The 20,376-nt window shown below is 74.2% G+C and carries 14 protein-coding genes and 1 pseudogene; 9 read left to right on the forward strand and 6 right to left on the reverse strand.

Annotated elements, in window-relative coordinates:
• Nucleotides 1–39: 39 nt before the first annotated feature.
• Together IE275_RS03700 and IE275_RS03705 are read right to left on the reverse strand one after the other, a co-directional pair.
• The gene (locus tag IE275_RS03700; RefSeq protein WP_229870084.1) at nt 40–1,998 is read right to left on the reverse strand and encodes a DUF5691 domain-containing protein; all 1,959 of its coding nucleotides are present in this window, start codon (nt 1,996–1,998) and stop codon (nt 40–42) included.
• Nucleotides 1,999–2,018: 20 nt separating this feature from the next.
• Nucleotides 2,019–3,154: pseudogene (locus tag IE275_RS03705) on the reverse strand (SWIM zinc finger family protein).
• Nucleotides 3,155–3,299: 145 nt separating this feature from the next.
• Here IE275_RS03705 and IE275_RS03710 point away from each other — a divergent pair.
• The 6 genes from IE275_RS03710 (at nt 3,300) to sucD (ending at nt 12,120) form a co-directional block, all read left to right on the forward strand.
• On the forward strand, nt 3,300–4,430 hold the full coding sequence (locus IE275_RS03710) for an ATP-binding protein (protein ID WP_189707471.1): 1,131 nt from the start codon (nt 3,300–3,302) through the stop codon (nt 4,428–4,430).
• 68 nt (nt 4,431–4,498) lie between these two features.
• Nucleotides 4,499–7,015, forward strand: a complete 2,517-nt coding sequence (locus IE275_RS03715; protein WP_229870085.1) for a DUF5682 family protein — start codon at nt 4,499–4,501, stop codon at nt 7,013–7,015.
• Complete coding sequence (locus IE275_RS03720) at nt 7,012–8,187, forward strand: VWA domain-containing protein (protein WP_189707472.1); 1,176 nt, start codon at nt 7,012–7,014, stop codon at nt 8,185–8,187. The genes IE275_RS03715 and IE275_RS03720 overlap by 4 nt, the downstream gene beginning before the upstream one ends.
• 276 nt (nt 8,188–8,463) lie before the next feature.
• Nucleotides 8,464–9,306, forward strand: a complete 843-nt coding sequence (locus tag IE275_RS03725; protein ID WP_189707474.1) for a hypothetical protein — start codon at nt 8,464–8,466, stop codon at nt 9,304–9,306.
• A gap of 729 nt (nt 9,307–10,035) precedes the next feature.
• Nucleotides 10,036–11,214 carry an ADP-forming succinate--CoA ligase subunit beta gene (sucC, locus tag IE275_RS03730; RefSeq protein ID WP_189707476.1) on the forward strand — a complete coding sequence of 393 codons (1,179 nt, stop codon included), beginning with the start codon at nt 10,036–10,038 and terminating at the stop codon, nt 11,212–11,214.
• Between the two features lie 21 nt (nt 11,215–11,235).
• The gene (gene sucD, locus IE275_RS03735; protein ID WP_189707478.1) at nt 11,236–12,120 is read left to right on the forward strand and encodes a succinate--CoA ligase subunit alpha; all 885 of its coding nucleotides are present in this window, start codon (nt 11,236–11,238) and stop codon (nt 12,118–12,120) included.
• A 63-nt stretch (nt 12,121–12,183) separates the two neighbouring features.
• Here the strand turns inward: sucD and IE275_RS03740 are convergent, their stop codons facing one another.
• The gene (locus IE275_RS03740; protein WP_189707480.1) at nt 12,184–13,401 is read right to left on the reverse strand and encodes a helix-turn-helix domain-containing protein; all 1,218 of its coding nucleotides are present in this window, start codon (nt 13,399–13,401) and stop codon (nt 12,184–12,186) included.
• Between the two features lie 96 nt (nt 13,402–13,497).
• Here IE275_RS03740 and IE275_RS03745 point away from each other — a divergent pair, with 96 nt between their 5' ends.
• The gene (locus IE275_RS03745; RefSeq protein ID WP_189707482.1) at nt 13,498–15,336 is read left to right on the forward strand and encodes a cell division protein PerM; all 1,839 of its coding nucleotides are present in this window, start codon (nt 13,498–13,500) and stop codon (nt 15,334–15,336) included.
• 100 nt (nt 15,337–15,436) lie between these two features.
• Here IE275_RS03745 and IE275_RS03750 read toward each other — a convergent pair whose 3' ends face one another.
• A complete protein-coding gene (locus IE275_RS03750) occupies nt 15,437–16,240 on the reverse strand; it encodes a hypothetical protein (RefSeq protein ID WP_189707484.1) in 804 nt (267 codons plus the stop codon).
• A gap of 282 nt (nt 16,241–16,522) precedes the next feature.
• Here IE275_RS03750 and purN point away from each other — a divergent pair, with 282 nt between their 5' ends.
• Complete coding sequence (purN, locus tag IE275_RS03755; protein WP_189707486.1) at nt 16,523–17,152, forward strand: phosphoribosylglycinamide formyltransferase; 630 nt, start codon at nt 16,523–16,525, stop codon at nt 17,150–17,152.
• Entirely contained in the window at nt 17,149–18,726 is a 1,578-nt protein-coding gene (purH, locus tag IE275_RS03760; RefSeq protein WP_189707488.1) for a bifunctional phosphoribosylaminoimidazolecarboxamide formyltransferase/IMP cyclohydrolase, read from the forward strand. Before purN ends, purH begins: the two co-directional genes overlap by 4 nt.
• Nucleotides 18,727–18,903: 177 nt before the next feature.
• Here the strand turns inward: purH and IE275_RS03765 are convergent, their stop codons facing one another.
• A complete protein-coding gene (locus IE275_RS03765; protein WP_189707490.1) occupies nt 18,904–19,368 on the reverse strand; it encodes a hypothetical protein in 465 nt (154 codons plus the stop codon).
• A gap of 36 nt (nt 19,369–19,404) precedes the next feature.
• The gene (locus tag IE275_RS03770; RefSeq protein ID WP_189707492.1) at nt 19,405–20,319 is read right to left on the reverse strand and encodes a hypothetical protein; all 915 of its coding nucleotides are present in this window, start codon (nt 20,317–20,319) and stop codon (nt 19,405–19,407) included.
• Nucleotides 20,320–20,376: the final 57 nt, after the last annotated feature.

Here is a 20,376-nt window from a genome sequence, read left to right on the forward strand (position 1 = left end):
TCGGATCTTGCCGGGGTCGTGGGGTTCTGGCCCTAGGTCCTAGGCGGACGCTCGGTGCGGCGGGTCGTCCGGAGCGACCGTCGCCGACGCACGGAACGGGGCGCCCGGGGCGACCGACCCGGGGGGCGCCGGCTCTGGGGGTGCTGCTCCCGGGGGCGATGTCCCCGGGGACGACGGTCTCGGACGGCCGCTCGGCGCCGAGGGCGCTCTGTCGTTCGGTGCGGCCGACGGTGCCCCGTCGTGCGGTGCGGCCGACAGCGTTCCGTGCTCGAACACCGGACGGGGCGACGGTTCGTCGCCGCCCAGTTCCTGTGTCATCACCGCGCGCAGCCGCAGCGTCGACCCCAGCCGCTGGAACGCCTCCGCCCAGTAGCTGCCGGCGCCCGGTGACGCGTCCTCCGGCTCGTCCGGCACGGCCAGCAGGCCGTCCAGCCGGGCCGCTTCCGACGGGTCGAGACAGCGTTCGGCCAGGCCCATCACCCCGCTGAAGCTCCAGGGATAGCTGCCCGCGTCCCGCGCGATGTTGAGCGCGTCCACCACCGCCCGGCCGAGCGGCGCCGCCCACGGCACCGCGCACACCCCCAGCAGCTGGAACGCCTCCGACAGACCGTGCGCCGCGATGAAACCGGCCACCCACGCGGCCCGCTCACCCACCGGCAGCGTGCCCAGCAGCTTCGCCCGCTCGGCGAGCGAGACAGCGCCGGGACCGCCCGCCCCGGGCGCCGACGGCGTCCCGAGCAGCGCGCGCGCCCAGGTGGCGTCCCGCTGCCGGACGGCCGCCCTGCACCACGCCGCGTGCAGCTCGCCCAGCCAGTCGTCCGCCACCGGCAGCGCCAGGATCTCCCGCGGCGTACGGCCGCCCAGCCGCGCCGGCCAAGCGGCGAGCGGCGCCGACTCCACCAACTGCCCGAACCACCACGACCGTTCGCCGCGACCGGCCGGCGCCTTGGGGGCCACGCCGTCGCGCTCCATGGCCGCGTCGCACTCGTGGGGCGCCTCCACCACGATCGTTGGCGTGTCCCGCGTGCGGTCGACGGCCACGCAGGCACCGGCCCGGACCGCCATCCGCGACGCGAGCGCCGATCCCGGCAGCGCCGACAGCAGCTCCGCCGCCGTCGCCCGTACGGTGCGGCTGCGGTCGGTCAGCGCCTGCTCCAGGAACGGCTCGTCCCGCGCGCCGAGGCCGGTGCGCAGCGAGTCGAGGAACATCAGCCGGTCCTCGGCGCGCTCGGTCGGCCAGGTGGCGGCGAGCAGCTCGCGCGCGGCGTCCGGGTCGCGGGACCGCAGCGACGCCAGGAGGGCGACCCGCTCGGCGAACAGGCCCTCCTGCCAGAGCTTCTCGATCCGGTCGGTCTCCTCCGGGTGCGGCAGTGCGCCGTCCGCGCCCGGCGCGGCACGCAGGACGAACCGCCAGTCCTGGTTCAGCCGGGCCAGCCACAGGGCGCGCGGGCCCGCGAACTCCAGTGCCGCCGGACGCAGGTCCGTACGCGCGCGTGCCGCGTCCAGCAGCGCGGGCAGGGACTCGGAGGGCGGCGCGAATCCGCGTGTGTTCGCCGCCTGGAGCCACTGCGGCAGCAGCTCCATGAGGTCCGGCGCGGTGCCTCTGCGGCCGGCTCCACCGGTGCCGGGACGGTCGGCCAGCAGCAGCGCGAGTCTGCGGGCGGCGGCCGGAGGCAGAACCGGGCGCGGATCGGCGGGGGCCGGCTCCGGGCGCGGCGCGGCCCGTCCCGGCCGCCGCCCGGCCCGTCGGCGTACGGTCTCGGCGGCGGCCGCGTCCAGCAGGGCGGCCGGCGCCGCCCGGCCGGGCGTGGCTCCCGGGGGCGTACGGCGGTCCGTGCCGAGGAGGGCGGCGGTGAGCAACTCGTCCCAGGGGGTGGGGGTGGCGGCGGGTGCCGGAGCCGTGGGGGCGGGAGCGGTGGTGGTGGGGGCGGTGGTGGCTGGGGCGGTCGGTGCCGGATTCGTGGGTGCCGGATTCGTCGGTGTCGGGGTGGTGTTCATGCGGGTCCCCTCCGTGGCGTTCACAGGCGTACCGCCTCTCCGGCCCCGGGCGGCCAGGCCGTCAGGGGGGTGAAACCCCGGTGGCCGCACTCGCCGAAGACCTTGACGGGGGCGCCGCCGGAGAGGGCGACCAGCCGCCACAGGGCGGAGCGGCCGGCCGCACCGAGGGTGAGGGGCAGGGCGGTGTCACCGTGGGCGTCGGCCAGCTGCCAGGTGTCGCCCTCCGGGGTCGGGACGACGTCGTCCAGGGTCACCGGGACGGACTCCTGCCAGGGGTCGTCGCGCAGCGCCTCGCCGTAACGGGCGGCCGCCTCGGTCGGCGTCAAACCCGGTGGACGGGACATGGTCGGCGCGGGCGGGGCGAACCGCTCGCCCAGCGAGGCCCGTTGCCGTCCGGCGCCCGGGTGCGCGGACAGCTCCGCGTCCAGGACCAGGCCGACCGGCAGGGCGAGGTCGGGGGCGCGGCCCGCGGGGCCGTAGGAGAGGACGAGGGAGGTGCGCCCCGAGGCCAGGCCGTGGAGCCAGATGCGACGGGTCGTCAGCTTCGGGTCCGACGCGTCGTACTGGGCGAGAACGAGCCAGTGGTCGCGTGTCGGCGGGCCGGCCGGTGTCGACGGCAGGCCGACACGGGTGCGGACCGTGGCCGCCAGGGCGTGCGGCAGCCGCTCGCGATGCAGCCAGCCCTGGTCGAGGAGATGGAGCAGCGCGCACTCCTCCAGCAGACGCGTCGGCCAGTCGGGGCCGGACCCCGGCAGCGAGCCCAATTCCCGCACGCGTGAGGCCAGTCCGGGGGCCTGGGCGTCGACCATGCGGGCGGCCGTCTCCTCCCACAGCCCGTGTCCCGCCTGCTCGGCCGCGGCCAGGCCGGAACGCAGCAGGTCGGCCAGGCGGTGCTCGAGCTCCGTCGCCCCCGCCGTGATCCGCTCGGCGCGCCGCTCCGCTCTTCTGCGCGCCGCCTCCGGATCGACCGGACCCGAACTCCCGGCCGCTTCCTCCCCCTTCACTCCCTTCCCGGTCACACCGCCCCCCTCCCGCGAACGGCCCGCACCGGACCACGGCCCGGCCGCGCCGAGTTTGCTTCCCGCTTTGCGTGACACGGAGTCAGGCGCCGGGCCAGCACCCGGTCCGCCGTCCGGCGCACCTCCTGCTGAGTCATGACATCGAAGGTAGATCCTCCCACTGACAATCGGTCCGGTGAGCACCCTCGCCGAGGCATTTCCGCAGGTCAGATCGCGTTGTCAGTGGCGTGGTGCACGGTGGACACCAGATCCGAACCGGCCGAGCTGGAGGGGACCTCAGCCATGTCCGTGTCCGTAGACCCGTTGTTTCCCGAACCCGCTCAGCAGCAGTCCGCGCAGCCGTTGCGACCGCATGCCGAGCACGCCTTCGCCACCGAACTCACCGCGCTCGCCGCCCAGGACGACCGGCCGCGCCCGGCCCGCTGGAAGCTGTCGCCGTGGGCCGTCGCCACCTACCTCCTCGGCGGCACCCTGCCCGACGGCACGGTGATCACACCGAAGTACGTGGGCCCGCGCCGCATCGTCGAGGTCGCCGTCACCACCCTCGCCACCGACCGCGCCCTGCTGCTCCTCGGCGTGCCCGGCACCGCCAAGACCTGGGTCTCCGAACACCTTGCCGCGGCGGTCAGCGGCGACTCGACCCTGCTCGTGCAGGGCACGGCCGGCACCCCGGAGGAGGCCATCCGCTACGGCTGGAACTACGCGCAGCTGCTGGCGAACGGCCCGAGCAGGGCCGCCCTCGTCCCCAGCCCGGTCATGCGGGCCATGACGGAGGGCAGGACGGTCCGGGTCGAGGAGCTGACCCGCATTCCGGCGGACGTCCAGGACAGCCTCATCACCATCCTCTCGGAGAAGACGCTGCCCGTACCGGAGCTGGGTGAGGAGGTGCAGGCGGTCCGCGGTTTCAACCTCGTCGCCACCGCCAACGACCGTGACCGCGGGGTCAACGAGCTGTCCAGCGCCCTGCGCCGCCGCTTCAACACGGTGGTGCTGCCGCTGCCGGAGAGCGTCGAGGCCGAGGTCGGCATCGTCGCCCGCCGTGTCGACCAGATCGGCCGCTCCCTCGACCTGCCGGCCGCACCCGACGGCGTCGACGAGATCCGCCGCGTGGTGACCGTCTTCCGGGAACTGCGCGACGGCATCACCTCCGACGGCCGGACGAAGGTGAAGTCGCCCAGCGGCACGCTGTCCACCGCCGAGGCCATCTCCGTCGTCACCGGCGGCCTCGCGCTCGCCGCGCACTTCGGCGACGGCGTGCTGCGGGCGGGCGATGTCGCCGCGGGGATCCTCGGCGCGGTCGTCCGCGATCCGGCGGCGGACCGGGTGGTCTGGCAGGAGTACCTGGAAGCGGTGGTCCGCGAGCGCCACGGATGGACGGACTTCTACCGGGCCTGCCGCGAGGTGAGCGGGTGAACCGCGCCCGTGCGGGCGCGGCGGTGCGAGAAGGAGCGGAAGCGGCATCGGGAGAAGGTGGGGAAAGGATGACGGGGGTTCAGAACACCGGCGGCCGAAGGGCCGCCCGGAGCGACGACGACACACGGTGGCCGTTCCTGCTCGGAGTACGGCACCACGGGCCGGGTTCGGCACGGGCGGTCCGGGCGGCGCTGGACGCCGCCCGGCCCCGGGCCGTCCTCGTCGAGGGGCCGCCCGAGGCCGACGCCCTGATCCCGCTGGCCGCCGACCCGGACATGCGGCCGCCGGTCGCCCTGCTCGCCCATGCCGTCGACGAGCCCGGCCGCTCCATGTTCTGGCCGATGGCCGAGTTCTCCCCGGAGTGGGTCGCGCTCCGCTGGGCCCTGGACCACGACGTGCCCGCCCGCTTCATCGACCTGCCGGCCACCCACACCCTGGCGTGGCAGGGGGAGGAGGACGTGGGGGCGCGGCGGGAGCCGCAGGAGACGGCCGAGCGGGCGGGAGCCGAGGGGGAGCCGGCGGAGCCGGGCACGCGGGCGCGTGCCGACGGTCTCCGGGCCGACCCGCTCGCCACACTCGCCGAGATCGCCGGACACGACGACGCCGAACGCTGGTGGGAGGACGTCGTCGAGCACCGCGGGGCGGGTGTGGGGGACCCGTTCGCGCCGTTCGCCGCACTGGATGAGGCCATGGGGGCGCTCCGGGAGGCGGAGGACGGCGCGGGGGAGAACAGCCGGGACCTGGTGCGGGAGGCGTACATGCGCCTTCAGGTGCGGGCCGCGCAGAAGGAGTTCGGGGACGACGGGGTGGCCGTGGTGTGCGGGGCGTGGCATGTGCCGGCCCTGCGCCGGAGGACCGCCGTCGCCGCCGACCGGGCGCTGCTCAAGGGGCTGGCCAAGGTCAGGGCCGACCTGACCTGGGTGCCGTGGACCCACCGCAGGCTGGCGCGAGCCGGGGGATACGGGGCGGGGATCGACTCGCCGGGCTGGTACGCGCATCTGTTCGGCGCGCCGGACCGGCCGGTCGAACGCTGGCTGACCAAGGTGGCCGTGCTGCTGCGGGAGGAGGACCGGATCGTGTCCTCGGCGCACGTCATCGAGGCGGTCCGGCTGGCCGAGACGCTCGCCGCGCTGCGCGGCAGACCGCTGCCCGGTCTGGCCGAGACGACCGACGCCGTGCGGGCGGTGCTGTGCGAGGGCTCGGACGTGCCGTTGGCGCTGGTGCGGGACCGGCTCGTGGTCGGGGACGTGCTGGGTGAGGTGCCGGCCGGGGCGCCCTCGGTCCCGTTGCAGCGTGACCTGGACCGGCTCCAGCGCCGGCTGCGGCTCAAACCGGAGGCGGCCGAGCGCGAGCTGGAGCTCGACCTTCGTGGGGAGACCGACGCCGAGCGCGACCGGCTGCTGCACCGGCTGCGGCTGCTGGGTGTCGCGTGGGGCGAGCCGGCCGTCTCGCGGAGCGGCACGGGGACGTTCCGGGAGACCTGGCGGCTGCGCTGGGAGCCCGAGCTGTCCGTGCGGGTCGCCGAGGCCGGCGTGTGGGGGACGACCGTACGGGCCGCGGCGACCTCCAAGGCGGAGGCCGACGCGGTCGCCGCGCGGGGGCTGGCCGAGGTGACCGCGCTCGCCGAGCGCTGCCTGCTGGCCGGACTGGCGGACGCGCTCCCCACCGTCATGCGGATCCTCGCCGACCGCGCGGCCCTCGACACGGACGTCGGCCGGCTCGCCCAGGCCCTGCCCGCCCTCGTCCGCTCCCTGCGCTACGGCGATGTGCGCGGCACCGACACCGGCGCCCTGGCGGAGGTCGCCGCCGGCCTCGCCGAGCGGATCTTCGTCGGCCTGCCCCCGGCCTGCGCCGCCCTGGACGCGGACGCGGCGGACGAGATGCGCCGCCATGTCGACGCCGTGCACGGGGCGGTGGGGCTGCTGGAGGAGACGGCGGCGGACGCGACGGGCGGGGCCGCGGGCGAGGGGGCGTCGACCGAGGGGGGACGGCACGGTCGTGGACTGCGGGGGCGCTGGCGCGAGGTGCTGCGGGTGCTGGCCGGGCGGGAGCGGGTGCCGGGTGTCGTCCGGGGGCGTGCCGTGCGGCTGCTGCTGGACGACGGACAGCTGGACCACGAGGAGGCGGCGCGCCTGATGGGGCTCGCCCTGTCGCCGGGGACGCCGCCGGCGGGCGCGGCCGCGTGGATCGAGGGGTTCGTCGGGGGCGGGGCCGGGGGCGGGCTGCTGCTCGTGCACGACGAGCGGCTGCTCGCCCTGGTCGACGGATGGCTCACCCGGGTGCCGGCGGAGGCGTTCACGGATGTCCTGCCGCTGCTGCGGCGGACGTTCTCGGCGTACGACGCGGGCGTGCGCAGAACCCTTGGCGAGCTGGTCCGGCGGGGGCCGGGGGAGCGGGCGGGCGCAGAGCGGGCCGGGCCGGTCCCTCGGGGGTACGCGGACGGGCTCGACACGGAACGGGCGGACGCCGTGCTGCCCGTGGTGCGGCTGCTGCTCGGACTGGACGACGGAAGGGGTTCCGGTGGGGACGGCGACAGCGAGCCGGTGCGGGCCGGGACGACGGGTCCGTGGGAGGCGGGGACATGACGGTGAGTGAGCCCACGCCGGTGGGCGACGCCGGGCGCGAGCGGCTGCGGCGCTGGCGGCTGGTCCTCGGCGGCGACGCGGCGGACGGCACCGGACACGGCCTGTCCGGGCGGGACGCGGCGATGGACGGCGCGCTCACCGCGCTCTACGGCAACGGGGAGCAGCCCCGCCAGGCACGGGACCGTTCGGCGGGGCTCGGGGCGTCGGCGCCCTCCGTGGCCAGATGGCTCGGGGACATCCGGACGTACTTCCCCTCCTCCGTCGTCCAGGTCATGCAGCGGGACGCCATCGACCGGCTCGGGCTGTCCGCGCTGCTCCTGGAACCGGAGATGCTGGCGGCGGTGGAGGCCGACGTGCACCTCGTCGGCACGCTGCTCTCCCTCAACAAGGCGATGCCGGAGACCACGAAGGAGACGGCACGTGCCGTCGTCCGCAAGGTCGTCGAGGACCTGGAGAAGCGGCTCGCCACCCGCACCCGGGCCGCACTCACCGGCGCCCTCGACCGCAGCGCGCGCATCGCCCGCCCGCGCCACCACGACATCGACTGGAACCGCACGATCGCCGCCAACCTCAAGCACTACCTGCCCGAGTACGGGACGGTCGTGCCGGAGCGGCTCGTCGGGTACGGGCGGGCGTCGCGGTCCGTGAAGAAGGAGGTCGTCCTCTGCGTCGACCAGTCGGGGTCGATGGCGGCGTCGGTGGTGTACGCGTCGGTGTTCGGGGCGGTGCTGGCGTCGATGCGGTCGATCAGCACCCGGCTGGTGGTGTTCGACACGGCGGTCGCCGACCTCACCGAGGAACTGGCCGACCCCGTCGACGTCCTCTTCGGCACCCGGCTCGGCGGGGGGACGGACATCAACCGGGCGCTCGCGTACTGCCAGTCGAGGATCAGCCGTCCCGCGGAGACGGTCGTGGTCCTCATCAGCGACCTGTACGAGGGCGGCATACGGAACGAGATGCTGAAGCGGGTCGCGGCGATGAAGGCGTCCGGGGTGCAGTTCGTCGCGCTGCTCGCACTGTCGGACGAAGGGGCGCCCGCCTACGACCGGGAGCACGCGGCCGCGCTCGCGGCCCTGGGCGCACCGGCGTTCGCCTGCACACCCGAACTCTTCCCGGAGGTGATGGCGGCGGCGATCGAGAAACGCCCCCTGCCCGTGCCGGACACGATGTGACACGCGGGCGGAAGGGCCGTGATGGTCCGTGAAGGGCGGTGAACAGCGGCGAAGGGCTGTGAAGGGCGGTGAAAGGCTGTGAACGGGACATGGCCGACATGACTACCCATCGGTGGCGGCGGGGTTGCGCGACCGTGGGAGCCGCGTGCGAGGATCGACGCCACGCCACACCGACACGCCGCGACACGCGCCTACCCCGCTGTCCGCGCCGAAGTCTCGGCCGTCTCCGACGTCTTCACCGTCTCCGCCGTAGTCGTACAGGAGGAACCTCCCCTCTTGGCCTCGCTCGCCACCCTGCCCGTTGCCGCGTTGCGCGTCCTGCGCACGGCGGCCGGACGGCGTGCGTTGCAACTGACGTTGCTGGTGGGTGGGTTGTTCGCCCTCGGGTTCCTCTGCGGGGAACAGGCGCATGCGGCGGAAAGGGCGACGGGATCGCCCGGGGTGCCGGTGGCCGGGGTGCCGATGCAGGCGGACCTCGCAGACCTCACAGACCTCACGGCCGTCACGGATCCGACCGCTCCGGCCGACCTCACGGATCTGGCCGGCCTTCCAGGAGCCCCGAGTCTGCCGGACCTGCCGGACCTGCCCGACCTGTCGGCCCTTCCGACTCTCCCGGCGCTTCCCTCCCTACCCGTGCAGCCCCTTCCGCTGCCCGTCCCGCAGGCGCCCGAGGCCGGGGCCGGGGTGGCGCCGGTGCCGGACGGGACCGCGGCCGCCGACAAGGCGGCGAAGGCGACGCACGCGTCCTCGGCGACCTCGGCGCCCTCCTCCGCCCTCACCACTTCCCCCGCCTCCCCCGCCTCCCCCTCCTCGTACGGCCCGGTGGCGTCCCTCACTCGTGATGCCGCCGCCGTGCGGTCGGTCTCGCGCGTCGCGGCTCCCGGGGCCGCTTCCGTCGCCCGCGCCGGCCAGGCCCCTCCTCGCGGGCCCGCCGGTGATCCCGGTGGCGTGTCGGCGCGGGCGATCGTTCTCGACGGCGGCGTGTCGCGACACGGTGACGCGCATGCCGTCACGTCGTACGACCGGGTGCCGCTGCGGCTGGTGCCCGGTGGTGTCGTGGGTTCCCGCTCGGCCGGGACGCAGGACAGGTACCGGGACATCCCGCTCTTCCCCGGCTAGGGCCGGGCCGTCACCCCCGCTGTGAACCCGCCGCGCGGGAGTGGAGCAGGTCTGCCCGCCCGGAGCCCCGGAGCCCCGCAGACCCCCTCTCCGATGCCGGGACGGTTTCGCCGGCGGGTCCACGGTCCGGGTGGCCGTGGCCGTGGCCGTGACCGTGGCCAAGCCGAGGGGTGTCGCCGCCCTGGTCATCCAGGGCGCGCGGGCCGCCCGCGCGCACAGGGCCGCGGAGGCGGGGGAAGCGGCCCCCGGCCCCCGATACCGACCCACCCGTTGATCGCAACCGCTCCGGCCGAAGGCAATGTCTGTGCCGGAGTGAGGGCGAGTGGACTCCTTCGTGAGGCAGGAGGCCCCGGACGGCCGAAAGCCGTCGGTCCGTCCTGCCGAAACCTCACGGAGGGGGGCGAGGAGTCCCCATTGGGGTGGGGATTCGTCGCCCTGCGCCCCTAAGGGGCTGTTCAAGGGGCCTCACCGGGTCAACCCCAACCCGGTGAGGCTCCGCACGTCCGGCACGCCGTGCCAGTGAGAGCGGCATCATGTGACAGGTATCACCGCTCAGGTGTGACCCGCGATTTAGAGGCCTCCGGGTAGCAGGGATAACCTGCGAGACGGACATGCCGCGCGCTCGGACACCGTGTGCGCCCCCCTTGTGACACGCGGTCGTCACGTTGCCCATCGCGGCACGCCCACGCATCCATCGAACCGCGAGATCACTGATAGGGACGGAAGCGCGTGGACCTGTTCGAGTACCAGGCGAGGGACCTCTTCGCCAAGCACGATGTACCGGTGCTGGCCGGTGAAGTCATCGACACGCCTGAGGCGGCCCGCGCAGCCACCGAGCGTCTTGGTGGCAAGTCCGTCGTCAAGGCCCAGGTGAAGGTCGGCGGCCGTGGCAAGGCCGGTGGCGTGAAGCTCGCCGCCACCGCCGACGAGGCGGTCGAGCACGCGACCAACATCCTCGGCATGGACATCAAGGGCCACACGGTCCACAAGGTGATGATCGCCGAGACGGCCCCGGAGATCCTGGAGGAGTACTACGTCTCCTTCCTCCTCGACCGTGCCAACCGCACCTTCCTCTCCATCGCGTCCGTCGAGGGCGGCATGGAGATCGAGGAGGTGGCGGAGACCCGCCCCGAGGCCGTCGCCAAGACGCCGATCGACGCCAATGTGGGTGTGACCCCCGAGGTCGCCCGCCAGATCGTCGAGGCCGCGAACTTCCCGGCCGAGGTCGCCGACAAGGTGGCGAACGTCCTCGAGACGCTGTGGAAGACCTTCATCGAGGAGGACGCCCTCCTCGTCGAGGTCAACCCGCTGGCCAAGGTCGCCTCCGGCGACGTCATCGCCCTGGACGGCAAGGTCTCCCTGGACGAGAACGCCGAGTTCCGCCAGCCGGGCCACGAGGCGCTCCAGGACAAGGAGTCGGCCAACCCGCTCGAGGCCGCCGCCAAGGCGAAGAACCTCAACTACGTCAAGCTCGACGGCGAGGTCGGCATCATCGGCAACGGCGCGGGTCTCGTCATGAGCACCCTCGACGTCGTCGCGTACGCCGGTGAGAACCACGGCGGCGTCAAGCCCGCCAACTTCCTCGACATCGGTGGCGGCGCCTCCGCCGCCGTCATGGCGAACGGCCTGGAGATCATCCTCGGCGACCCGGACGTCAAGTCCGTCTTCGTCAACGTCTTCGGCGGCATCACCGCGTGCGACGAGGTCGCCAACGGCATCGTCCAGGCGCTGAAGCTCCTCGAGGACCGTGGCGAGGAAGTCACCAAGCCGCTCGTCGTCCGTCTGGACGGCAACAACGCCGAGCTGGGTCGCCAGATCCTCTCCGACGCCAACCACCCGCTCGTGCAGCGCGTGGACACCATGGACGGCGCGGCCGACAAGGCCGCCGAGCTCGCGGCTGCGAAGTAAGGGACGAGGGACAGAACAGCCATGGCTATCTTCCTCAACAAGGACAGCAAGGTCATCGTCCAGGGCATGACCGGTGCCACGGGCATGAAGCACACCAAGCTCATGCTCGCGGACGGGACGAACATCGTCGGTGGCGTGAACCCGCGCAAGGCGGGCACGTCCGTCGACATCGACGGCACCGAGATCCCGGTCTTCGGCACGGTCGCCGAGGCGATCGAGAAGACGGGCGCCAACGTGTCCGTCCTCTTCGTGCCGCCGGCCTTCGCCAAGGCCGCCGTCGTCGAGGCGATCGACGCGGAGATCCCCCTCGCCGTCGTCATCACCGAGGGCATCGCCGTCCACGACTCGGCCGCGTTCTACGCGTACGCCGTGTCGCAGGGCAACAAGACCCGCATCATCGGCCCGAACTGCCCCGGTCTCATCACCCCGGGTCAGTCGAACGCCGGCATCATCCCGGGCGACATCACCAAGCCGGGCCGTATCGGTCTGGTGTCGAAGTCCGGCACGCTGACGTACCAGATGATGTACGAGCTCCGTGACATCGGCTTCTCGTCGGCCGTCGGCATCGGTGGCGACCCGGTCATCGGCACCACCCACATCGACGCGCTCGCCGCGTTCGAGGCCGACCCCGACACGGACCTGATCGTGATGATCGGTGAGATCGGTGGCGACGCCGAGGAGCGGGCCGCGGCCTTCATCAAGGACAACGTGAAGAAGCCGGTCGTCGGCTACGTCGCGGGCTTCACCGCGCCCGAGGGCAAGACCATGGGCCACGCCGGCGCCATCGTCTCCGGCTCCTCCGGTACGGCCGCCGCGAAGAAGGAGGCCCTCGAGGCCGCCGGCGTCAAGGTCGGCAAGACGCCGACCGAGACGGCGAAGCTGGCGCGCGAGATCCTCGCCGGCTGAACTCCGTAGTGGTGTGTCGGTGGGCCCGTTCCCCTGGGTGGGGGGCGGGCCCACCGGCGTTTCCTACCGTGATTCCGGGATCAGCCGCTCCGGACCGTGTGCCGTCTCCGAGCGCAGCTTCTTCCGCAGCTTCAGCTCCTTGCCCGACAGGGTGCCGGGGGCGGGCCGTGGCGGGATGCCCTGCACCGTCTCGCCGGGCGGTACCGGGGGCTCGTACCGCGTGGGGGCCGTACGCAGGGTGAGGGCGGTGGCGCCGATGATCGTGACCGTGAACGCGATCGCCGCGCGGGTCCAGAAGCGCGCCCGCCGCTCGCTGCCCATGCGCACGGCCGGCGGCTTGGGAGCGCGCAGCCGTTCCACGGACGCCACCTCCGCCAGCCGCCGGTGCAGCGCGGCCGGGTCCGCCAGTCCGGGCAGGCGCGCGGCCACCGCCCGGCGCGCGTGCAGCAGGCGGCTCGCCGTCGCGGGTGTGCTCGCCTCCGTCTCCGCCGCGGTCTCCGGCAGCCCGAGCCCCACCCCGTCGTGGAGCAGCAGGGTGCGGCGCTGCGACGGCGGGAGCGCCAGGAGTACGTCGAGCAGGGCGCGGTCGGCGGCGTCGGCGGGCGGTGGTTCGGGGTGGCGGTAGCGGGGGCGGAACCGGTGCCAGGGGGAGAGCGCGTACTCGTACGCCGTCGCCCGCACCCAGCCCGCCGGGTCGGGGTCGACGGCCACCTCGGGCCAGCGCTGCCAGGCGATCTGGAAGGCCCGCTCGACCGACTCGCGGGCGAGTTCGCGGCGGCCCGAGAGGAGGTAGGCCTGGCGGACGAGGGCGGGGGCGCAGAAGGCGTAGAGGGCGTCGAAGGCCTGAGCGGGGGACAGGAAGGTGGCCGGGCCGGGGCGTTCGACGGAGGTGCGGGGGACGGTGGCCGTACGGGTGGGGGTGCCGGCCGCCGACGGGTGGGGGTGTCGCCGCTGCCTCGTTCGGCTCGCCGTCAGATGGGGGATGAATTCGGGGGATCCCGCCTTCTGAGGGGCTGTCGTGATCCCGGCGGGGCCCGTTGCCGGCTGTGTTTCCGGCTGGGTTGCCGGTGCTGTTTCCGGTGTCGTCAGTGAGGCCAGCAGCTTCGCGTACGCCTCCCGCTTCCGTCCGCGCGGAGTGGTGCGGCCGGACTCCCACGCGCGCACCGTCTCCCGGGTGACGCCCACCTGCGCGGCTACCTGAGCCTGTGTCAGGGCGCCCGCCTCGCGCAGGCGTCGGCACTCCTTGGGCGGGGGGAGCGGGTTGGCGGGGCGCTGAGTCACAGGAAGCCCCTCCGTACGAAAAAGTACATAAACGTATATTGAGTGACACGGCGGAGGTTCGCCTGTTACGACGGGAAAGCGCGTGTCGTTGGGACCATGACGGTCGTGAACCTGATGAGCGCCCGCCGGTCGTCGTTGTCGCCCCTGCTGACCCGGCTGCACGCCCGGCTGCGCGACCGGTCGCCCGGACTGGGCGCCGGCCTCCTGGGCGGGGTGCTGGCCGCCGGGCTCGGGCTGGGGTCGTTCGCCGCGCTCGTGATGGTGCTGTGGATCAGTTCGCCGTATCCGGACAGCGGGCCGGGCGGGGCGCTGCATGTCGCCGCCGCGCTGTGGCTGCTGGCGCACGGGGCCGAGCTGGTGCGGACCGACACGCTGACCGGGGTGGCGGCGCCGGTGGGGGTCACGCCGTTGCTGTTGCTGGTGCTCCCGGTGTGGCTGGTGCATCGGGCCGCGCGGGACGCCGTGGACGGACCGGACGCGACCGACGCGGCGGACGGACCGGACGGGCGGGTCGGGGCGGACGGGTGGGGCAGGCCGCACAGGGCGGACGGGTCGGACGGGTCGGACAGGCCGGACAGGGCGGACCGGTACGGCAGTGGCGGGCACGCGCCGGGGGGCGCGGTCAGTGCGCGGATGGCGTGGGCCGGGGTGGTCGTCGGGTATCTCGTCGTGGCGGCGGGCGCGGCCTGCTACGCGGCCGGGGGAGCGTTGCGGCCGTCGTGGCTGTGGGCGGCCGTGTGTGTGCCGGGGGTGGCGGCACTGGCGGCGGGGGCGGGGGTGTGGACGGCGTCAGGGCGTCCCCGGCACGCGCTGGTACGGATGCTGCCGCGAGGGCTGCGGCGCTGCCTGCTCGGCGAGTGGGTCGGGGCGGCGGTGCGGGCGGCCTCGGCCGGGGTGGCGGTGCTGGTCGGGGGTGGGGCGTTGCTGGTGGCCGTGTCGTCGGTGTGGCACCTGGGAGCGGCCCGCGGGGCGTTCCTGCAGCTGACCGAGGGGTGGTCGGGGCGGTTCGCGGTGCTGCTGCTGTGTGTGGCGCTGGTGCCGAACGCGGCGGTGTGGGCGGCGGCGTATGCGCTCGGGCCCGGTTATGTGCTCGGGGCCGGGCATGTGGTGGACCCGTTGCTCTCGGACCCGGCGCCGCTTCTGCCGCCGTTTCCGCTGCTGGCGGCGGTGCCGGAGGCGGGGGCGGGAGGCGTGTGGAACTGGGTGGCCGGGGTCGTGCCGGTGCTGGCCGGGGCGACGGTGGGGGTGTTCGTGGCGCGGGAGGGGGCGTTGCCGGGCGGGAGCGAGGACGCCTGGTCGCGGTGGCGGACGGTGGGGGTCGTCGGGGCGGCGGGCGTGGTGTGCGGGGTGTTGGCCGGCGGGCTCGCGGGGTTGGCGGGCGGGCCGTTGGGCGTGGGGGCGCTGGCTCGGTTCGGGCCGGTGTGGTGGCAGGTCGGTGGCGCGGTGGTGCTGTGGACCGTGGCCGTAGGGGTGCCGGTGGGGCTGTGCGTGCGGGCGAGGCGGGGCCGGAAGTGGGTGCCGGACGCGTCCTGGCGGACGGCGGGCGGCGGGGTGCCCTCGGACCGGGAAGCGCGTGGGGACGACGACAAGGGGCTGGTCGGGGGCGAGGAGTTCGGGTTCGGGGAGTTCGGGTTCGAGCCGTACGACTTCGTGGAACTGGAGGTGGGGACGGCGATGGAGCGGGAGCTGGGGAGCGGGACGGGCAGGGGGACGGAGAGAGGGGTGGAGAAGGAGGCGGGGGCCGACGCGGCGAAGGAGCCCGAGGGGCCCGAGGAGCCCGAGGGGCGGCCGGAGGCGGCGGACGGGCCGGAGGGGCCCGACGAACCGGTGTGGCACGGGGACACGCCGCGGGAGGTGCGGTGGGCGGCCTTGCGGGAGGTGGGGGAGGAGGCGCCGGGCGCGGCGGAGGACGAGGGCTCGGCCCCGTCACGGTGACCGCCGAAAGCTCCTCGCCCCGCCGCCCTGGCCCATGCACGCGCCCCGTGCCCCTCGCGTCAGAGGCGCGCACGGACGGTCAGGGGGCCTCGGGCGACCCTCAGCTGTTCGCCCCCAGGATGCCCTTCAGCTCCTTCGGGAGCAGGTCGTTGCAGGACTGCTTCGCCTCGTTGGTGAGGGCGTCGCTGGTGCAGGTGTAGTAGTCGCGGTAGACGAGCTGGGCGGTGAAGGTGACCGCGACCAGGGCGAGCGCCAGGGACGCGGTGACCAGGCCGCTGATCGCCGCGGTGGTCTGGGGCCGGCCCGTGGGCTCGGCGGGTGCCGGGGCGGTGGGGTCGGGGGTGCGGGGCTTGGCTCGCAGGGAGCCGATGCCCCAGTTCAGGGCCAGGGCGCCGAGCAGCAGGGCCACGTACGGCCAGCCGAAGAGGGCGAAGAAGAAGGCCCACATGCCGCACAGCAGCGCGTAGCGCCCCTTGCGCTGGGCCGGGTCCGTGGGGTCCCAGCGGGGTGTGGGGCCCTGGCCGCCGGGGCCGCCGCCCTCGGGGCCGGGGCCGGAGGGGCCCGGGCCGGGGCGCTCGCCGAAGCCGCCGGGGGCGCGGCCCGGCTGCTGGTCGCTCCACTGGCTGCCCCAGGGGGAGTGTCCGCCCCCCTGGGCGCCCGGGGTTCCCTGGGGTCCTTGGCCGCCCTGGCCCTCCTGACCCTCGGGGGAGCCGCCCGCGCCCGACGGGTGCCGGGGCCGCCACGGGCTGTCCGGGGTGCCCTCCGGGGGCGGGGCGAAGGGGTTGTCGTCCTGCGGGGCGTCGGGCGGCGAGCCGGGGCGCTCGCGCAGCAGCAGGGTGCCGCGCTCTCCTCCAGGCAGGTGCTGCGGGGGGAGCGTGTGGAGTCGCAGGCTGCGGTCCGGCATCAACTGAGCGTCTTCCCCTAGGTGAATACGGCTGTCTGACATGAGCTGTCACTCGGGGAACGCGCCGCACGGCGACCGCGTTCCCCGATCCCGCTCCCGGCAGACGCTACCTTCCGGCCACGCCCCCGTCCCGTGGGGGCCGTCCCGTGTGCCGGTATCGTTGCTGACGGTCGGCTGCTTCGTATGCTTCCCCGTATCCGGGAGCGCGATGCATTCGTACGAACATACAAGACGTCGTACGGTCCGGCCGTACGAACGCCTCCCCGAGAAAGGGTCCCCACCGTGGCCGCCAAGCCCGTGGCCAAGCGCCTCGTCGTGCTGGTTTCCGGATCCGGTACGAACCTCCAGGCGCTCCTCGACGAGATCGCCGCCACCGGCACCGAGGCCTACGGCGCCGAGATCGTGGCCGTCGGAGCCGATCGCGAGGGCATCGAGGGGCTCGCCCGGGCCGAGCGCGCCGGGATCCCGACCTTCGTGTGCAAGGTCAAGGACCACGAGACGCGCGACGCCTGGGACGCCGCCCTCGCCGAGGCGGTCGACGCCCACGCGCCCGACCTGGTCGTCTCCGCCGGGTTCATGAAGATCGTCGGCAAGGAGTTCCTGGCGCGGTTCGGCGGGCGGTTCGTCAACACGCACCCCGCCCTGCTGCCCAGCTTCCCGGGGGCGCACGGGGTGCGCGACGCGCTCGCGTACGGCGCCCGGGTCACCGGCTGCACCGTCCACTTCGTCGACGACGGCGTCGACACCGGGCCGATCATCGCGCAGGGCGTGGTCGAGGTCCGGGACGAGGACGACGAGAGCGCTCTGCACGAGCGCATCAAGGAAGTCGAGCGAAGGCTGCTCGTCGAGGTCGTGGGGCGCCTCGCCCGCAACGGCTATCGCATTGAGGGACGAAAGGTAGTTATCCAGTGACCGCCCAGACCATCGACAGCAGCTCCACGCGGGCGATCCGGCGTGCGCTCGTCAGCGTCTACGACAAGACGGGCCTCGAAGAGCTGGCCCGTGGGCTGCACGAGGCCGGTGTCGAGCTGGTGTCGACCGGCTCCACCGCCTCCCGTATCGCCGCCGCCGGCGTCCCGGTCACCAAGGTCGAGGAGCTGACCGGCTTCCCCGAGTGCCTGGACGGCCGCGTCAAGACCCTGCACCCCAAGGTCCACGCGGGCATCCTCGCCGACCTGCGGCTCCCCGACCACCGGCGTCAGCTGGAAGAGCTGGGCGTCGAGCCCTTCGACCTGGTCGTCGTGAACCTCTACCCGTTCCGCGAGACCGTCGCCTCCGGTGCCTCGCCCGACGAGTGCGTCGAGCAGATCGACATCGGCGGGCCGTCCATGGTGCGTGCCGCCGCCAAGAACCACCCGTCGGTCGCCGTCGTGACCAGCCCGGCCCGTTACGGCGACGTCCTCGCCGCGGTCGCCGGCGGCGGCTTCGACCTGGCCGCCCGCAAGCGGCTCGCCGCCGAGGCCTTCCAGCACACGGCCGCCTACGACGTCGCCGTCGCCTCCTGGTTCGCCTCCTCCTACGCGCCGGTCGACGAGTCGCGGTTCCCCGACTTCCTCGGCGCCACCTGGGAGCGCGAGAACACCCTGCGCTACGGCGAGAACCCGCACCAGCCCGCCGCGCTCTACGTCGACGGCACGGGCGCCGGTCTCGCGGTCGCCGAGCAGCTGCACGGCAAGGAGATGTCGTACAACAACTACACGGACACGGACGCCGCCCGCCGTGCCGCGTACGACCACGACGAGCCGGCCGTCGCGATCATCAAGCACGCCAACCCGTGCGGTATCGCGGTCGGCGCGGACGTCGCCGAGGCGCACCGCAAGGCGCACGCCTGCGACCCGCTGTCGGCCTTCGGCGGGGTCATCGCCGTCAACCGGCCCGTCAGCAAGGAGATGGCGGAGCAGGTCGCGGAGATCTTCACCGAGGTCATCGTCGCGCCCGACTACGAGGAGGGCGCCCTCGAGGCCCTCGCCAAGAAGAAGAACATCCGGGTGCTGAAGGCGCCGGGCGCCCCCGCCAACCCGGTCGAGGTCAAGCCGGTCGACGGCGGGGTCCTGCTCCAGGTCACCGACCGGCTCCAGGCGGACGGCGACGACCCGGCCGGCTGGACCCTCGCCACCGGCGAGGCGCTCGACGCCGAGCAGCTGGCCGAGCTGTCCTTCGCCTGGAAGGCGTGCCGGGCCGTGAAGTCCAACGCGATCCTGCTCGCCAAGGACGGCGCCTCCGTCGGTGTCGGCATGGGCCAGGTCAACCGCGTCGACTCCGCGAAGCTCGCCGTCGAGCGGGCCGGCGAGGAGCGGGCGCGTGGCGCGTACGCTGCCTCCGACGCGTTCTTCCCCTTCCCGGACGGGCTGGAGATCCTGGTCGAGGCCGGGGTCAAGGCCGTCGTCCAGCCGGGCGGTTCGGTCCGTGACGAGCTGGTGGTCGAGGCCGCGAAGAAGGCGGGCGTCACCATGTACTTCACGGGGACGCGGCACTTCTTCCACTGAGCGCGCACGGGAACGGGCGGTCCGGCATCCTGCCGGGCCGCCCGTTCCCGTTCCCGTCTCCGTCTCTGTTCCCGTCTCCGCCGACCCCCGTACGGCGGTCACGCGGGACGCCCCCCGGAGCCGGGAGGTGCGGGCGGCCCCGGGTGGGGCCGGGACCGCCCGCACCGGTCGGCGGGGTCAGGTCAGCCACACGTTGCAGCTGCTCACCCACTTGTGCGAGCGGATGTTGTTGTCCGCGCTCTCGCCGTTGCTGAAGGTGTTGTCGGAGAGGTTGTCGGCGAAGTACTCGTAGGGGGAGAGACAGGCGTACCCGGACTGGTACTCCTGGATGAACCAGAACTCCACGACGTCGTTGCCGCCGGTGTAGCCGGCGTTCATGACGGACGACGCCTTGTCCCAGGCGTTGGTGAAACCGCCGCCGTCCTGGCTCCAGTCGGAGTCGTTGCCCGCGGTGACGCCCAGCAGGGCGCCCTGGCAGTCGTAGCCGTCCCAGGCGTAGACGTTGCCGTTGCGGCCCGGCCACTTGCTGTTGCAGACGGTGGCCTGGGCGCTGGTGTCGGCCGCCTGGGCGGACGTCGCCGGTACGCCCAGCCCGAGCGCGGTCAGGCCGACGACCGCCGCCGTGATGGCGAACTTGCGCATGGTGTTCCCCTCGTTTCGTCGAATCGGTTGGTCGCGTCAGGCGCGCTGCGGCACGATCCGTACCGCGCGGTCGTACGCCTGCCGCTGGAGGCGCCGGTAGGTGTCGAGCGCCTCGCCGTACCGGTCAGGAAGCCGGTCGAGGTAGGAGGTCTCGCGAGCCGTGGCCACGGACCTCAGGGAGGTGGAGCGGGCGCAGCGGGCGTCGGCGACGGCGGTCGTCCGCTCGGTGGCGAACGCCCGGTCGGCGCCCGCCGGGCCGAGCCGCGCGGTGTTCTCGCGGATCGCGTCACGGGCCGCCTGCGGGTCCGGGTAGGACAGTCCGGCCTTCTCCAGACACCGTGACCAGGCGGCCACGGCGGCGGTCAGCCGTCGGTCGTGCCGCAGGTCGTCGGCGTACAGCGCGTTCAGGCCGGTGGCGGTCTTGGAGGCGCGGAACCACGCGCCGGGGTCGCCGTAGAGGGCCTTCTCCGCCTCCGCCGTGCAGCCGCCGAGGCGTTTGCGGACCTCGCGGCCGCTGCCGGGCAGCTTCGCCGAGAGCACCTGGAAGCCGTTGCCGCCGTCGAGCGCCCGGTCGAAGGCGGCGCGGCGCGCGGGGGACAGGCTCTTCCGGTACGCGACGACGGGGTGGTGCAGGCGCCGTCGCTCCTGCCGGGCGTCGATCCGGCCGCCGTACCCGTACGTCCGCGCCCACTCGACGTCGTCCTGCACATAGCGCACCGGCATGCTCTCGCGCAGGGTCAGGGAGCGGTCCTCCCAGAAGGAGAACCCCTGCCGGTTCATGCACTGCCGGGTCAGACGCTGCTGGGCGTCGTCGACGCGCAGCTCCTGCTGCCAGGTCAGCGGCCCGGGCCGGTCCTGCCGGGCGCCGGTGTCCGTGCCCCGGCCGCATCCGGTCGCGACGGCCCCCGTCACCGCCGCGACCGCACACAGCGAAGCGAGCGCACGCTTCATGGAACGTTCCCCCGTCTCCCCCGAGGGTCCCCCGTCTCCCCGTGGGTCCCCGTCGCC

The organism is Streptomyces phaeofaciens (assembly GCF_014648915.1).
Taxonomy (GTDB): Bacteria; Actinomycetota; Actinomycetes; order Streptomycetales; family Streptomycetaceae; genus Streptomyces; species Streptomyces phaeofaciens.